The 14,507-nt window shown below is 70.2% G+C and carries 13 protein-coding genes; 3 read left to right on the top strand and 10 right to left on the bottom strand.

What is annotated here, in order from left to right; translation table 11 throughout:
• Window positions 1-192 precede the first annotated feature (192 nt).
• Both AB0I88_RS39255 and AB0I88_RS39250 read right to left on the bottom strand, forming a co-directional pair.
• A complete protein-coding gene (locus AB0I88_RS39255) occupies window positions 193-2,181 on the bottom strand; it encodes a bifunctional diguanylate cyclase/phosphodiesterase (RefSeq protein WP_361037010.1) in 1,989 nt (662 codons plus the stop codon).
• A 127-nt stretch (window positions 2,182-2,308) separates the two neighbouring features.
• Window positions 2,309-2,650, bottom strand: a complete 342-nt coding sequence (locus tag AB0I88_RS39250) for a hypothetical protein (protein ID WP_361037007.1) — start codon at window positions 2,648-2,650, stop codon at window positions 2,309-2,311.
• Between the two features lie 282 nt (window positions 2,651-2,932).
• Here AB0I88_RS39250 and AB0I88_RS39245 point away from each other — a divergent pair, with 282 nt between their 5' ends.
• Window positions 2,933-5,368, top strand: coding sequence for a phosphoketolase family protein (locus tag AB0I88_RS39245; RefSeq protein WP_361037005.1), 2,436 nt, complete (start codon window positions 2,933-2,935; stop codon window positions 5,366-5,368).
• 232 nt (window positions 5,369-5,600) lie between these two features.
• On the top strand, window positions 5,601-6,053 hold the full coding sequence (locus AB0I88_RS39240; RefSeq protein WP_361037003.1) for a peptidoglycan-binding protein: 453 nt from the start codon (window positions 5,601-5,603) through the stop codon (window positions 6,051-6,053).
• 18 nt (window positions 6,054-6,071) lie between these two features.
• Here the strand turns inward: AB0I88_RS39240 and AB0I88_RS39235 are convergent, their stop codons facing one another.
• From AB0I88_RS39235 to AB0I88_RS39210, 6 genes are all read right to left on the bottom strand, one after another.
• A complete protein-coding gene (locus AB0I88_RS39235) occupies window positions 6,072-6,824 on the bottom strand; it encodes an ABC transporter ATP-binding protein (protein ID WP_361037001.1) in 753 nt (250 codons plus the stop codon).
• A 4-nt stretch (window positions 6,825-6,828) separates the two neighbouring features.
• Complete coding sequence (gene cbiQ / locus AB0I88_RS39230) at window positions 6,829-7,581, bottom strand: cobalt ECF transporter T component CbiQ (RefSeq protein WP_361036999.1); 753 nt, start codon at window positions 7,579-7,581, stop codon at window positions 6,829-6,831.
• Complete coding sequence (locus AB0I88_RS39225) at window positions 7,578-7,919, bottom strand: PDGLE domain-containing protein (protein ID WP_361036997.1); 342 nt, start codon at window positions 7,917-7,919, stop codon at window positions 7,578-7,580. The genes cbiQ and AB0I88_RS39225 overlap by 4 nt, the downstream gene beginning before the upstream one ends.
• The gene (locus AB0I88_RS39220) at window positions 7,916-8,611 is read right to left on the bottom strand and encodes an energy-coupling factor ABC transporter permease (protein WP_361036995.1); all 696 of its coding nucleotides are present in this window, start codon (window positions 8,609-8,611) and stop codon (window positions 7,916-7,918) included. The genes AB0I88_RS39225 and AB0I88_RS39220 overlap by 4 nt, the downstream gene beginning before the upstream one ends.
• Window positions 8,612-8,675: 64 nt before the next feature.
• Window positions 8,676-9,632, bottom strand: coding sequence for a nitroreductase (locus AB0I88_RS39215; protein WP_361036993.1), 957 nt, complete (start codon window positions 9,630-9,632; stop codon window positions 8,676-8,678).
• Between the two features lie 73 nt (window positions 9,633-9,705).
• On the bottom strand, window positions 9,706-11,307 hold the full coding sequence (locus AB0I88_RS39210; protein ID WP_361037012.1) for a GAF domain-containing sensor histidine kinase: 1,602 nt from the start codon (window positions 11,305-11,307) through the stop codon (window positions 9,706-9,708).
• A 160-nt stretch (window positions 11,308-11,467) separates the two neighbouring features.
• On the opposite strand from AB0I88_RS39210, the gene AB0I88_RS39205 reads away from it, so the two are divergent.
• On the top strand, window positions 11,468-12,115 hold the full coding sequence (locus AB0I88_RS39205; protein WP_361036991.1) for a response regulator transcription factor: 648 nt from the start codon (window positions 11,468-11,470) through the stop codon (window positions 12,113-12,115).
• Window positions 12,116-12,429: 314 nt separating this feature from the next.
• On the opposite strand, the gene pflA is transcribed toward AB0I88_RS39205, so the two are convergent.
• Both pflA and AB0I88_RS39195 read right to left on the bottom strand, forming a co-directional pair.
• Complete coding sequence (gene pflA, locus AB0I88_RS39200; protein WP_361036988.1) at window positions 12,430-13,164, bottom strand: pyruvate formate-lyase-activating protein; 735 nt, start codon at window positions 13,162-13,164, stop codon at window positions 12,430-12,432.
• Window positions 13,161-14,507: pyruvate formate lyase family protein (locus tag AB0I88_RS39195; protein ID WP_361036986.1), on the bottom strand; the 1,347-nt coding region annotated here is incomplete at its 5' end. The genes AB0I88_RS39195 and pflA, both read right to left, overlap by 4 nt.

The following is a 14,507-nucleotide window of genomic DNA, read 5'->3' as shown; positions in this document are numbered from 1 at the left end:
CACAACCCCGGCGAAGCCTGTGGAGCTGATATGAGACAGCAAGGGTCCTCCCTTCTGCGGTCGGCCGTGAAGCAGGAACCCCACACCGCGAGGCGCCCGGCGTAAGCCGGTTCGGCCGCAAGGCCGAAGGGACTCCCCGTTCCATCAGGGCGGGGAGAAAGTCAAAGCCTCACGCTAGAGGAACGAACGTCCTCAGGCGGTGCTGATCGCCATACCGGACCTGGTCAGCCAGGCGGTCAGCTCGTCGGCCGGGAGCGGCCTGCTGATGTGGTAACCCTGCGCCACGTGACAGCCGAGCTCGCCCAGGGCACGCAGGGCGGTCTCGTTCTCCACACCCTCGGCGACGACCCGCAGCCGCAGGGTCCGGGCCAGATCCACGACCGCGCGCACGATCGTCTCGTCCCTGGTGTTCTCGCACATCTTCATCACGAAGCTCCGGTCGATCTTCAGCTCGTGCGGTGGCATGTCCCGCAGGTGGGCGATCGAGGAGTAGCCGGTGCCGAAGTCGTCGATCGAGATGTGCAATCCCTGCTCCCGCAACCGCCCCACCACCTCGCCGGCACGCACCGGGTCGGCGATCAGGGCACTCTCGGTGATCTCCAGAGTCAGCAGCCCGGGCCGTACGCCATGGCGGGTGAGCGCGGTGGCGACCGTGTCCGGGAACGTCTCGTCGGCCAGCGACCGGGCCGGCACGTTGACCGAGACCGGCAGCTCGTGACCGAGACCGGCCCACCGCCCGATCTGGGTCAGCGCCTGGTCCAGCACCTCTGCGGTGACCAGGTCGATCAGGCCGCTCTCCTCGGCCAGCGGGATGAAGACGTCCGGGCCGAGCAGCCCTCGGCGGGGGTGCTGCCAGCGCACCAGAGCCTCGGCGCCGACGGGCCGGCGGGTCGCCACGTCGATCTTCGGCTGGTAGTGCACGACCAGCTCGCCGCGCTCGGCGCCCTGCCGCAGCTCGCTCTGCAGTGTCAGCCGGCTCGCGTCGCCGCTGTCCAGCGAGGGGTCGTAGCCGGACACCCCGCCCTGGCGGCGCTTCGCCGTGTACATGGCGACGTCCGCGTGCTGGAGCAGCTCCGCGGCGTCGTGGCCGTCCCGGGGGTACGACGCCACCCCGATGCTCGCGTCGATGTCGACCAGCAGGCCGCTCAGGTCGATCGGCCGGCGCAGCGCCTCGAGGATCCGGTGCCCGGCCTGCAGCGCCTCCTCGTGGTCCGGCGTCGTCGGGAGGATGAGGGCGAACTCGTCGCCGCCGAGGCGTACCACGATGTCGGTGGCCCGGCACTCCCGGGTCAGCCGCCGGGCCACCTCGACCAGCAGGTCGTCGCCGGCGTGATGCCCGAGCGTGTCGTTGACCTCCTTGAACCGGTCGAGATCGATGAGCAGGAGACTGAACGGTTCGCCGGTCTCCGCCCCGTGCCCCACCGCGGCGCCGAGTTCGTCGTGCAGCATCGCCCGGTTGCCGAGCCCGGTCAGCGAGTCGTGGGTGGCCTCGTGCAGCCGCCGTTCGGCCTGCCGTTCGGCCCGGCGCTGATAGCCGACCAGCACGGCCGCGCACAGCGCGAACAGCACCAGGACGACCCCGATCGTCGCCACGGCGATGGTCTGCAGGACCTCGGCGCCCCGGTTGACCTCGGCCAGGTAGTCGGCCAGCTTCTGCTGCTGCACGTCGCCGATCTCGAGAACGTTGTCGCGCAGCGGCGCGAACGTCAGCGAGGCCAGGTCGGTGTAGCCCTTGACGTCCGCGTCGCGCTCGGTGTGCGACATGATGTCGAAGACGATCCGGTTGTAGTTCTCGTAGGCGCCGCGGATGGAGTCCAGTTCCGCTCGGTCGACCGCGTTGTTCCGCTGCAGCCAGTCCAGCTCCGCCCGGGCCCCGCCGAGCGTCGACGTCAGCTCGCCGCGGCGGTACTCGCTTCCTCCGGTCGCCAGGTATTCGCGCAGCGCCGCGTCCTCGGCGTTGATCTGTACCGAGATCCCGTTCAGCTTCTGGGTGATCGTCTGGACCCGGCGGACCTCCTCGGTGGTCGCCGCCGTGCCACTGGAGGCCAGCACGGCCGAGACGGCCAGGATGAGGATGCCCGCCGCGGTGCCGGCGATGGCCGACCGGGCCGTCGCGCGGGCCTCCAGCAGCGGGCGCCACCACTGTCGCGCCGGCCGGTTCTGTTCGCCCCTCAGCTTCACGCGGTGTCTTTTCGGCCCGCCGGGCGGCTACTTGACCATTCCGCGGAACCGGCGGCGATCACCACGCGACCCCGCTGACCCACGCGGTCCGGCGTCCACCCGCCGGAGGCTGTCCGCCGTCTCGGCCTCAGGAGGCGAAGCGGCGGGCCAGGTCGCGGTGGGCGGCGGCCGCGGTGGCGGCGTCGTGGGCGTCGAACGGGGCGCCGGGGCCGGCGCCCAGGGTCTCGACCTGGACGGCGAAGCGGAGGTGCTGCTCGCTGGCGTGCTCGCGGCAGGGCAGGCAGGTGACGCTCTCCGGGGCGCCGGAGGTCATCGCGTACGGCACCCGGCGGCCGCACGCCGTCTGCACCGTGGCCGGGAGGTCGGCGGTGAGGCCGAACGTGGAGGCCAGCATGTGCCGCTCGGCGGCGCGGGACCGCAGCGGGCCCGCCTCGACGTGGATGTGCGGATCGTCCGGGGCAGTCGCCATGGCCCCACTGTGCCACGACGTTTCGCCCGCAGCGGACGATGCGCCGCCCCTCTGATTCCGGGAAGTGTGGAGCTTGCCATTCCGTCGGGCTTAGCGTGGAGGACATCTGATCCTGGTAGAAGTGTCCCCAAGGGGGCCGCCCGGGCGGCGTGTCCCCGTGTGGTCGGCTGTCGGTGGAGAACGTCCCGAAGTGAAGGGTCCAAGGGCCCGTGTCCGGTTTTCGGGCCGCCGATAGTTTGATCGTGACCAGTCAGGAAAACTCGAAATACTCTGTCGAGAGGAATGACCGTGACCGCCGTTTCGGACAACCAGGCCGCCACGCTCGACCAGCAGGAGCTCGTGCGCAAGCTCGCGGTTCCCACCGACGCCGAGGTAGCCAGCCTGGACGCCTGGTGGCGGGCGAACAACTACCTGACAGTCGGGCAGATCTACCTGCAGGGCAACCCGCTGCTGCGGGAGCCGCTCACCTCGGAGCACATCAAGCCTCGCCTGCTCGGCCACTGGGGGACCAGCCCCGGCCTGTCGTTCGTCTACGCACATGTCTCGCGCCTGATCAAGCAGACCGGGCAGCAGGCCATCTACCTGGCCGGTCCCGGCCACGGTGGCCCGGCCCTGGTGGCCGCCGGCTACCTGGAGGGCACCTACTCCGAGGTCTACCCCAAGGTGAGCCTCGACGAGGGCGGGCTGCTGCGGCTGTTCCGCCAGTTCTCCAGCCCGGGCGGCATCCCGAGCCACGTGTCGGTGACCACGCCCGGTTCCATCCACGAGGGCGGCGAGCTCGGCTACGTGCTGGTGCACGCGTTCGGCGCGGTGATGGACAACCCCGACCTGCTGGCGATCGCCGTGGTCGGCGACGGCGAGGCGGAGACCGGCCCGCTGGAGGGCTCCTGGAAGGGCGTCTCCTTCCTGAACCCGGCCCACGACGGCGCGGTCCTGCCGATCCTGCACCTCAACGGCGCCAAGATCGCCGGCCCCACCGTGCTGGCCCGCAAGGACCCGGCCGAGGTGCGCAAGCTGCTCGAGGGCCACGGCTACGACATCCTCGAGATCGAGGGCTCGGACCTGCCCGGCATGCACCACCGGTTCGCGGCGATCCTCGCCGAGGCGTGGGGCAAGATCAGGGCCATTCAGACCGCGGCACGCAGCGGTCAGTGGGACGGCAAGCGGCCGAATTGGCCTCTCATCATCATGCGTACGCCGAAGGGCTGGACCGGTCCGGAGAAGATCGACGGCATCACGGTGACCGGCACGTGGCGCTCGCACCAGGTGCCGCTGTCCGGGGTCAAGGGCAACGACGACCACCTGGCCGAGCTCGAGAAGTGGCTGCGGTCGTACCGGCCGGAGGAGCTGTTCGACGCGACCGGCGCCCCGGTCGAGCAGATCCTCGAGGTGAACCCGCCCGGCGACCTGCGGATGAGCGCCACCCCGCACGCCAACGGCGGCCTGCTCACCAAGGACCTCGACATCCCGGACTTCCGGGACTACGCGATCGACGTGAAGAAGCCGGCCGCGGAGCGGGCCGAGTCGACCCGCAAGCTCGGCGAGATGATGCGCGACATCTACAGCCGCAACCCGGACCGGTTCCGGCTGTTCTGCCCCGACGAGACGAACAGCAACCGGCTGGGCGCGGTGTTCGAGGTGTCCGACCGCGGCTTCATGGAGGCCGTCACCGACGACGACGTCAAGATCAGCAACACCGGCCGGGTCATCGAGGTGCTCTCCGAGCACAACTGCCACGGCTGGCTGGAGGGCTACAACCTCACCGGGCGGCACGGCATGTTCGCCACCTACGAGGCGTTCGCCATGGTCAGCGCGTCGCAGACGGTCCAGCACGGCAAGTGGCTGCAGGAGGCGTCGCACCTGCCGTGGCGGGCCAAGGTGCCGAGCCTGAACATCCTGCTCACCTCGACGGCGTGGCGCAACGACCACAACGGCTTCTCGCACCAGGGCCCCGGCCTCATCCAGGTCGTGCTCAACCAGCGGGGCACGGTGGCCCGGGTCTACCTGCCGCCGGACGCGAACACCCTGCTGTCGGTCGCCGACCACTGCTTCCGCTCGAAGTCGTACGTGAACCTGATCGTCATCGACAAGCAGCCGCAGCTGCAGTGGCTGACCATGGACCAGGCGATCGAGCACTGCGCCAAGGGCGCCGGCATCTGGGACTGGGCAGGCAACGACGACGGCGAGCGTGACCCGGACATCGTCCTGGCCTGCGCCGGCGACGTGGTGACCATGGAGACCGTGGCGGCGGCGCAGATCCTCAAGGAGAAGCTGCCGCAGATGAAGGTCCGGGTCGTCAACGTGGTCAACCTGATGACCCTGCCGCGGACCAAGGACCACCCGCACGGCATGAGCGAGACCATGTTCCGCGAGCTGTTCACCGACCACGTGGACGTGGTGTTCGCCTTCCACGGCTACCCCGGCGCCATCCACCAGCTGGTGCACGGCCGGCCGGACGCCGACCGCTTCCGGGTCCGCGGCTTCATCGAGGAGGGCACCACCACCACGCCGTTCGACATGACGGTCCGCAACCGGGCGTCGCGCTACCACCTGGTGATCGACGCGATCAACAACGCGAAGCGGCTCCCGGCCGGCGCCAGCGAGCTGAAGGCCTGGTGCGAGGCGCAGCTGGTCAGGCACGAGAAGTACGTGGTGGAGCACCTGGAGGACATGCCGGAGGTCCGGGACTGGTCGCTGGGGGACTGGGCGGAACACTGATCCCCGGCGCGCGATACCCACCGGGTACCGCGTGCAGATGATCGGTACGGCGCGCGAATTTCCACATTCGCGCGCCGTTCGCCTTTCCGGATCCGCGAAACGGTCAGCAAACTGTAACCATTTCCTGCGAAGCTACGGCAGAGATCTGTTTCACCCTTTCAATCATCGGCGTAGCGCGCGAAAGTGAGGGAAGTACAACACCCGTCGCTCGACGATGAGGAAGGGGATCCCCATGACCGCCACCCTGAACCCCTGGCCGACGACCCGGCAGGGCTCCACCGCCCACCAGGTGCAGACGCTGCAGTACCTGCTGCTCGCCCACGGTCACACGGTCAACGTCGACGGCGTCTTCGGCTCGGAGACAGGCGACGCCGTCCGCGCCGTCCAGCGCGCCAAGGATCTGCCCGACGACGGTGTCGTTGACGCCGCCACCTGGCAGGCGCTGCTGATCGACGTCCGCCCCGGGATGCGCGGCAGCGCGGTCCGCGGCCTGCAGGAGGAGTTCGCCCTCGACGGCGCCGACGGCATCTACGGCCCGAAGACCGAGGCGGCGATCCGCGACCTCCAGACCAGCATCCGTGACAGCGGCGTGCCGATCGAGGTGGACGGGGTGGCCGGCCCGCGGACCTGGCAGGCGATCGTCAGCGGCCTGCGCGAGACGGCCCCGCTGACCAGGGTGGCCTGAGCCGGGGCGGCCCGGATCTCAGCACCGGATCGTCGCGGGGTCGAAGCCGAACGGGAGCTCCAGCCGGTGCGCGGCCATCAGGTCGCGGTCGGCGAGCAGCTCCGCGGTGGGCGCGTCCGCGACGATCCGGCCGCCGTCCAGGATCACCGCGCGCGGGCACAGCTCCAGCGCGTACGGCAGGTCGTGGGTGACCATCAGGATCGTGACCGGCAGCGAGTCCAGGATCTCGGCCAGTTCGCGGCGGCTGGCCGGATCCAGGTTCGACGACGGCTCGTCGAGCACCAGGATCTCCGGCCGCATCGCCAGCACGGTGGCCACCGCGACCCGGCGGCGCTGCCCGAACGACAGGTGATGCGGGATCTGGGCGCGGTGCTCCAGCATCCCGACCGCCTGGAGAGCCTCGATGACGCGCTGGTCGAGCTCGTCACCGCGTACCCCCAGATTCGCCGGGCCGAAAGCCACGTCCTCCGCGACCGTCGGCATGAAGAGCTGGTCGTCGGGGTCCTGGAAGACGACGCCGACCCGGCGGCGGATCTCGGTGATCGCCTTGCGGTCGCCGGGCGTGACCGGCAACCCGGAGATCTCCACCCGGCCCGCCCCGCCGTGCAGGATGCCGTTTAGGTGCAGCACCAGCGTGGTCTTGCCGGCTCCGTTCGGCCCGAGCAGGGCCACCCGCTCGCCCGCGGCGAGGGTCAGGTCGATGCCGTGCAGCGCCTCCCGCCCGTCGGGGTAGGCGAAGGTGAGTCCGGTGATCTGGAGCGCCGCGGTCATGCGGTCATGCTAAGACGAGCGCCGCGACCGCTATCCCGGCGGAGGCCACCGGCAGCGCCGAGCTGATCAGCCACTCCCGGGGCGGCGCCGGCGCGCTCACGGTGGCCGGCATCCGCCCGGCGTACCCGCGGGACAGCATGGCCAGGTAGACCCGCTCGCCGCGCTCGTAGGAGCGCAGGAACAGCGCCCCGATGCCGACCGCGAACGCCTTGACCTGCCACAGGAAGCGTGGGTCGTAGCCGCGGGCCAGCCGGGCGATCCGCATCCGGCGGGCGTCGTCGGCCAGCACGTCGAGGTAGCGGATCATGAACGTCATGATCTGGGTGATCACGTCCGGGCAGCGCAGCCGGTCCAGTCCGATGATCAGATCGCGGGTGGTGGTGGTCGCGGCGAGCAGCAGTGACGCGAGGACGCCGAGGGTGCCCTTGGCGAAGATGTTCCACGCCCCGTAGAGGCCCTCGACCGACAGCGACATGCCCAGCCACTCCACCTGTTCGCCGTGCCCGGCGAACGGCAGCACCACGGCGAGCAGCACGAACGGCAGCTCGATGGTGGCCCGTTTGAGCAGCCAGCCGGCCGGCACCCGGGCCAGCGCCGCGACGATCGCGACCAGCACGGCGTACCCGGCGAAGGCGGCGAACTCCTCGCGGGGGGTGACGACCACGACCACGGTGAACAGCAGCACCGCCACGATCTTCACCTCGGGGGAGAGCCGGTGGACCGGGCTCTCCCGCTCGAGGTGCAGGGAGTTCTTCAAGAAGAGGCCTTCTCCCGCCGGCGCAGCAGCCAGAACAGGCCGCCGCCGATCGCGAAGGTGACCAGCACGCCGGCCACACCGGACAGGCCGGTGGCGAGGAACTCGTTGTCGACGCCGGCGATCGCGTAGTCGGCCAGCGGGCTGCCGCCGAGCTGGTGCCCGGCCTCCTGCTGAGCCATGCACGTGCCGCCGGTGATCTCGTCGTCGGCGTTGAACGTGCAGCCCTCCCGGGCCGCGTGGTCCAGCCCGTCCGGGCTGCCGGACGCGAAGTTGGACACCACGCCGGCGAGAAGCAGCGCGACCAGCATGCCGCTGATCAGGAACGCCTTCGTCCTCACGCGAGCACCGCCTTCGCCGGGGCCGGCTTGCGGAAGTGGCGCAGGGCGTAGACCAGGTCGGGACGGACCCGGGCCACCGTGACGACGGTGACCGCGGCGATCAGGCCCTCACCGATGCCGATCAGCGTGTGCACGCCGGCCATGGTCGCGGCGATGGCGCCGAGGGACAGTTCGGTGGTGCCGCCCAGCGCGTACTGCACCACGAAGCCCATCGAGGCGATGACGACGCCGGCGATCGAGGCGATCAGGGCGGTGGCGCCGAGGCCGGCGGGGTTCTTGGGCAGCACCCGCAGCAGGCCGGCGACCAGCAGGTACGCCGCGGCGGCACCGAGCAGGGCCATGTTCGTGATGTTCAGCCCGAGCGCGGTGAGCCCGCCGTCGGCGAACAGCAGGCACTGCACGATGAGCACGGTCGAGACACAGAGCGCCCCCACGTACGGCCCGACGAGGATCACCGCGAGGGTGCCGCCGAGCAGGTGACCGGAGACGCCGGGCAGGACCTGGAAGTTGAGCATCTGCACAGCGAAGATGAACGCCGCCACCAGGCCCGCCATCGGTGCGAGACGGTCGTCGAGGTCGATCTTGGCACGCCGCACGCAGAACGCGAGGCCCACCGCGGCGACGACTATGAAGATCGCGGAGACGGGACCGTTGACGATCCCGTTCGCGATGTGCATTGCCTGCGTGTCCATGGCGCCAGCATATTAGGACGCCATGGTTGTTGCATATCCTTGGCAACTGCGGCAGTGACGATCTTCACGAGATCAGGACGTCGGTGACCTCTCGGCGCGGCGACGGGTGACCCTGGTAGCCGTACCCGATCCGGAGCGCGATCTGCGGGAACCCGGTACGGCCCAGCGAACGCCGCAACTGGTCACGGGCCGCCGGCACCTCGATCGGCTGCGAGATCATCGAACTCGCCAGACCCGCGTCGGTCACCGTCAGCAGGATGTGCTGCAGAGCCTGGCCGGCCATCAGCTGATCCAGCTTCCGGTCGGCGCCGGTGCCCAGGATCGCGACCAGCGGCTCCGGCTCGTAGTCCCGGCCCGGAGTCCGGCGCCGCCTGCCGAAGTTGCGCTGCGGCAACAGGTCCTGTGCCTCGCCCACGGCGGCGGCCGCGGCCACCGGGATGCCGTCGTGCGACGACTCGGTGTCCACCCAGGTGACCATCTCGGCCTGGTAGCGGGAGTCCCGGCGGAGCACCCGGTCGGCGCTGTGCGCGATCTCCGAGAACCCGGACAGCGCCGTCATCCCGACCAGCAGGTCCAGCCAGGCGCCCTCGACCCGGGCCGCCTCGATCAGCCGCACCCGCACGTCGGCGGGCACGGGGTCCGGCCAGAACGGGTCACGGTTGCTGTGCCGGCGTTCGATCGCGGCGTACAGGTCCCGCTCGGTGTAGGTGGGGGGACGCTGACGGCCCGGTGTGAGACGGGCGATCACGTCCGGCTCCGAACTGTCCGGCAGCAACATCACGTCGGCCGGAGTGCCGGCCCACGCCATGGCCAGCCGGGCGTTGAAGGTGGCCGCGCCCAGTGCCAGGCGCATGGCCCAACCGCCGCCGTCGGCTACCGACAACTGCCGGCCCGGATCGGCGAGAACCTCGATGGCGCCATCACGCAGGCGAAACGCCCACGGCTGGCTGTTGTACATGGAGGGAGCCTGAATGCCGGCGGCGGCGGCGCGCCGCAGGTCGGACTCGTCGTAGCGGGTCACAGCCGTTCTCCTTCACTGGTCCCCTCCACCGTGCCGTTTCGGGGCGCCGCCCGTTAAGGGCCGAAGGTCCCGGTCACCCGCCGATCGGGACCCGCCACGTGAGGATGGTGCCGGTGCCGTCCGTACGCGGTCCCACCTCGAACTCCCCGCCCAGATCACCGGCCCGTTCGCCCATGTTGACCACACCGCCGCGAGCCCGGCCCGGATCGATGCCGATGCCGTCGTCCTCCACCTGGAGGGTCAGTTGCTGATCGGCGACCCGCACCGACACCCGGACGCTGGTGGCCCGCGCGTGACGGGCCACGTTCGACAGTGCCTCGCGCAGCACGGCGACCAGCTCGGGCACGATGTCGTCCGGCACGGCGCTCTCCACCGGGCCGGTCGTCTCCAGGACGGGCCGGAATCCGAGCGTGTCCAGGGCGGCGTCGACAGTGTCGCGAAGCTCGGTCCGCAGTGTCGCCCCGAGCGGCGCCCGCAGCTCGAAGATCGACCGCCGGATGTCGCGGATCGTGGCGTCCAGATCGTCCACCGCGGCGTTGACCCGTTTCGCCACCTCCGGTTTCACGCCGGCCGTGGCGGCCGCGCCCTGCAACTGCATGCCGGTCGCGAACAGTCGCTGGATCACCACGTCGTGCAGGTCACGGGCGATCCGCTCGCGATCCTCCAGGACCGCCAGCAGCTCGCGCTCCTCCTGGGCGCGGGCCCGCTCCAGCGCCAGCGCCGCCTGCCCGGCGAACGACGACAGCAGCGCCGCGTCGTCGGTGCTGGCCGGGCGGCTGACGATCAGCACACCCTGGGGCACCTCCGAACCCGCCAGTGGGGCGAGCAGCGCCGGCCCGGCCGGCACCGGGCCGGGCCACTCGGCGGCGTCCCGCAGGTTCTCCACCAGGCGGTAGGACTCCTGCCGGTCGAAGGCCGGCAGCACCTTGCCGACCATGTGCGCACACGACGGGTCGGCGCCCTCCACGACCTCGATCCGGTATCGGTCGCTCTCGGTCTCGTAGAGCAGCACCAGCACCAGCTCGGCGTCGGCCACCTCACGTGCCCGGCGGGCGATCAGGCGCAGCGCCTCGGTCCGGCGGACCGTCCCGAGCAGCACGCTGGTGATCTCCGCGGCCGCGGCCAGCCAGCGCTGACGGCGCTGGGCCAGCTCGTACAGCCGGGCGTTGTCGATCGCCACACCGGCCGCGGCGGCCAGCGCCACCACGATCTCCTCGTCGTCCTCGGTGAACTGGTCGCTGCCCCGCTTCTCGGCCAGGTACAGATTGCCGAAGATCTGATCACGGGTACGGACGGGGACGCCGAGGAAGCTGTGCATCGGCGGATGGTTGGGCGGGAAACCGTACGAATTGGGGTGTTTGGTGATGTCTGGCAGTCTCAGCGGACTCGGCTCGGTGATCAGCAAGCCCAGGACGCCCCGGCCGTGAGGAAGATCACCGATCCGGGCGTGCGCCTCGGGGTCGATGCCGTGCGTCACGAAGTCGGAGAGGCTGCTCCGGTCCGCCGCGAGCACGCCGAGAGCGCCGTACTTCGCGTCGGCGAGCGCGCACGCCGACTCGACGATCCGCTGCAGCGTGCTGCTCAGGTCGAGGTCGGTGCCGATGCCGACGACAGCGTCGAGCAGGGCGCGCAGTCGCTCCCGGCTGGTGACGATGTCACCCACCCGGTCCAGCATCTCCTGTAGTAGTTCGTCCAGACGGACGCGGGAGAGCGGGCTCAGGCCCAGCGACGGAGTCGTTCCTTCAGGCACGGGTAGAGGCTATCGGGTGTGGCAAAAGCGCGGCGCGGGACCTTAGGCCCTTGGTCCGGGGTCGGCCGGGCGGGAGGATGTAGTCATGATCCGAGTCTTTCTCCTCGACGACCACGAGGTCGTCCGCCGCGGCCTCGTCGACCTGCTCCAGGCGGGTGGGGACATCGAGGTGGTCGGCGAGTCCGGGTCCGCCCAGGAGGCGGCCCGGCGCATCCCCGCCCTTCGTCCCGACGTGGCGGTCCTTGACGCCCGCCTCCCGGACGGCAACGGCATCGACGTCTGCCGTGACGTGCGCGCCGTCGACTCGTCGATCAAAGGGCTGATCCTCACCTCCTACGAGGACGACGAGGCCCTCTTCGCCGCCATCATGGCGGGCGCCTCCGGCTACGTGCTCAAGCAGATCCGCGGCACCGACCTTCTCGACGCGGTCCGCCGGGTCGCCGCCGGCCAGTCGCTGCTCGACCCGGCGGTGACGCAGCGTGTGCTGGAGCGCATCCGCAACGGCGTCGAGCAGCCGCGCGAGCTGGCGTCCCTCACCGACCAGGAGCGGCGCATCCTGGAGTTCGTGGCCGAGGGCCTGACCAACCGTGAGATCGCCGGGCGCATGTTCCTGGCCGAGAAGACGGTCAAGAACTACGTCTCCAGCCTCCTGGCGAAGCTCGGCCTGGAGCGGCGCACGCAGGCCGCGGTCCTCGCCACCAAACTGCTCGGCGACCACCCCTCACACCACTGACCAGCACGTTTCCCCCTGGCCCGGACGCTTGCTGTCCGGGCCGTTTCTTTTTCATCCGGTACGCGACGCGCGCGGCCGCCCGGCGCAACGTTCGTCGCGGCATCGCCCGGCCACGGTGCGGGTGATCAGTGGAGCCGGCATCGCCACCCGCTGGACCTCGCCGCCGACGAGAAAAAGCCGTCAGGTTGCCCTGACGGCTGAAAAGATCACTGACGGTAGCCGGCGCCGCATGATGCCGGCGCCGGCTCGACCACACGGGCCTGCCCTGTGCCGCAGGCCCGGCACCGCCTGCCGAGGTCACCGGGACGGTGATCTCAGTAGACGGTGAGGCCGTGCGCCCGGAACTGGTCACGGACCCGGTCCACCAGCTCCGGGGTGGGCGCGTCGGTGCCAGCCAGCGGGTAGGGCTGGTTCAGGGCGGCGTACTTCGCCGCGCCGAGCCGGTGGAACGGGAGGATCTCCACCCGTTCGACGGTGGGGACCTTCGAGGCGATGAGAGCCACCGCCTCGACGTTGGCCGGATCGTCGGTGAGCCCGGGGACCAGGACGAAACGGATCCAGATCGGGATGCCGCGGTCGGCCAGCCGGTGCGCGAAACGCACCGTCGGTTCCAGCTTTCCGGTACGCGTCACCCGGTGGTACGTCTCCTCGTCCCCGGACTTGATGTCGAGCAGCACCAGATCGGTGACGTCGAGCAGCTCGTCGGAGGCCTTGTCCCCGAGGAAGCCGCTGGTGTCGAGGGCCGTGTGCAGACCCCTCTCATGGCAGCGGGTGAAGATCTCGCGTACGAAATCGGGCTGTTGAAGAGCCTCACCACCGCTGAGGGTGACGCCGCCGTGCGCGACCTTGATGAAGCGCTCGTAGCGCTGGATCTCGGCCATCAGCTCGTCGGCGGTCATGGTCTGCCCACTGCGCCGGAACCAGGTGTCGGGGCTGTGACAGTACTGGCAGCGCAGCGGGCACCCGGCCAGGAACGCGACGAATCGCGTTCCCGGCCCGTCGACGCCGGTCGAGACGTCGAACGAGTGCACACTTCCGATCAAGGTCATAGCGAGCCGTGGAACGTCCGGGAGATGACGTCGCGCTGCTGCTCCTTGGTGAGCCGGACGAAGTTGACGGCGTAACCGGACACCCGGATGGTGAGCTGCGGGTACTTCTCCGGGTGCTCCATCGCGTCCTCCAGGGTGGCCCGGTCCAGGACGTTGACGTTCATGTGGAAGCCGTGACCGTCGGTGTAGCCGTCGAGCACGCCGACCAGGTTGCCGATCTGCTCGTCGCGGGTGCGGCCGAGGCCGTCCGGCGTCGAGGTGATGGTCAGCGAGATGCCGTCGCGGGCGCTGCGGTAGGGCAGCTTCGACACCGACAGGGCCGCCGCCACCAGACCGTGCTTGTCCCGGCCGTTCATCGGGTTGGCGCCGGGCGCGAACGGCTCGCCGAGCCGCCGGCCGTCCGGGGTGTTGCCGGTGTGCTTGCCGTAGACCACGTTCGACGTGATGGTGAGGACCGACAGGCTCGGCTCGGCGCCCCGGTACATCGGCTGCCGGCGGATCTTCTCCATGAACCGCTCGACCAGCTCCACCGCGATCTGGTCGACCCGGTCGTCGTTGTTGCCGAAGGTCGGGTAGTCGCCGTCCACGTCGTAGTCGACGACCAGCCCGGTCTCGTCGCGTACCGGCTTGACCTGGGCGTACTTGATGGCGGACAGGCTGTCCACGGCGACCGAGAGGCCGGCGATGCCGGTGGCCAGGAAACGGTGCACCGGGTAGTCGTGCAGAGCCATCTCGATGCGCTCGTACGCGTACTTGTCGTGCATGTAGTGGATGACGTTGAGCGCGTCCACGTACGTCTCGGCGAGCCAGTCGAGGGTGCGGTCGTACGCCTCGAAGACCTCGTCGTAGTCCAGCACGTCCTCGCCGAGCGGCTTGGCCGCCGGGGCCACCTGTACGCCGCTGATCTCGTCACGGCCGCCGTTGATCGCGTACAGCAGGGCCTTGGCCAGGTTGGCCCGGGCGCCGAAGAACTGCATGTCCTTGCCGACCCGCATGCCGGACACGCAGCAGGCGATCGCCGCGTCGTCGCTCAGGTACGGCCGCAGCAGGTCGTCGTTCTCGTACTGGATGCTGCTGGTGTCGATGCTGACCTGCGCGCAGAACCGCTTGAAGCCCTCCGGCAGCCGCTGCGACCAGAGCACCGTCAGGTTCGGCTCCGGGGCGGGGCCGAGGTTGTAGAGGGTCTGCAGGTAGCGGAAGCTGGTCCGGGTGACCAGGGGGCGGTTGTCGGCGCCGATGCCGCCGATGGACTCGGTGACCCAGGTGGGGTCGCCGGAGAACAGCTCGTCGTATTCGGGGGTGCGCAGGAAGCGGATGATTCGCAGCTTGATGACGAAGTCGTC

The organism is Actinoplanes sp. NPDC049802, from assembly GCF_040656595.1.
GTDB lineage: Bacteria > Actinomycetota > Actinomycetes > Mycobacteriales > Micromonosporaceae > Actinoplanes.
This window is presented reverse-complemented; position numbering and strand designations above follow the sequence as displayed.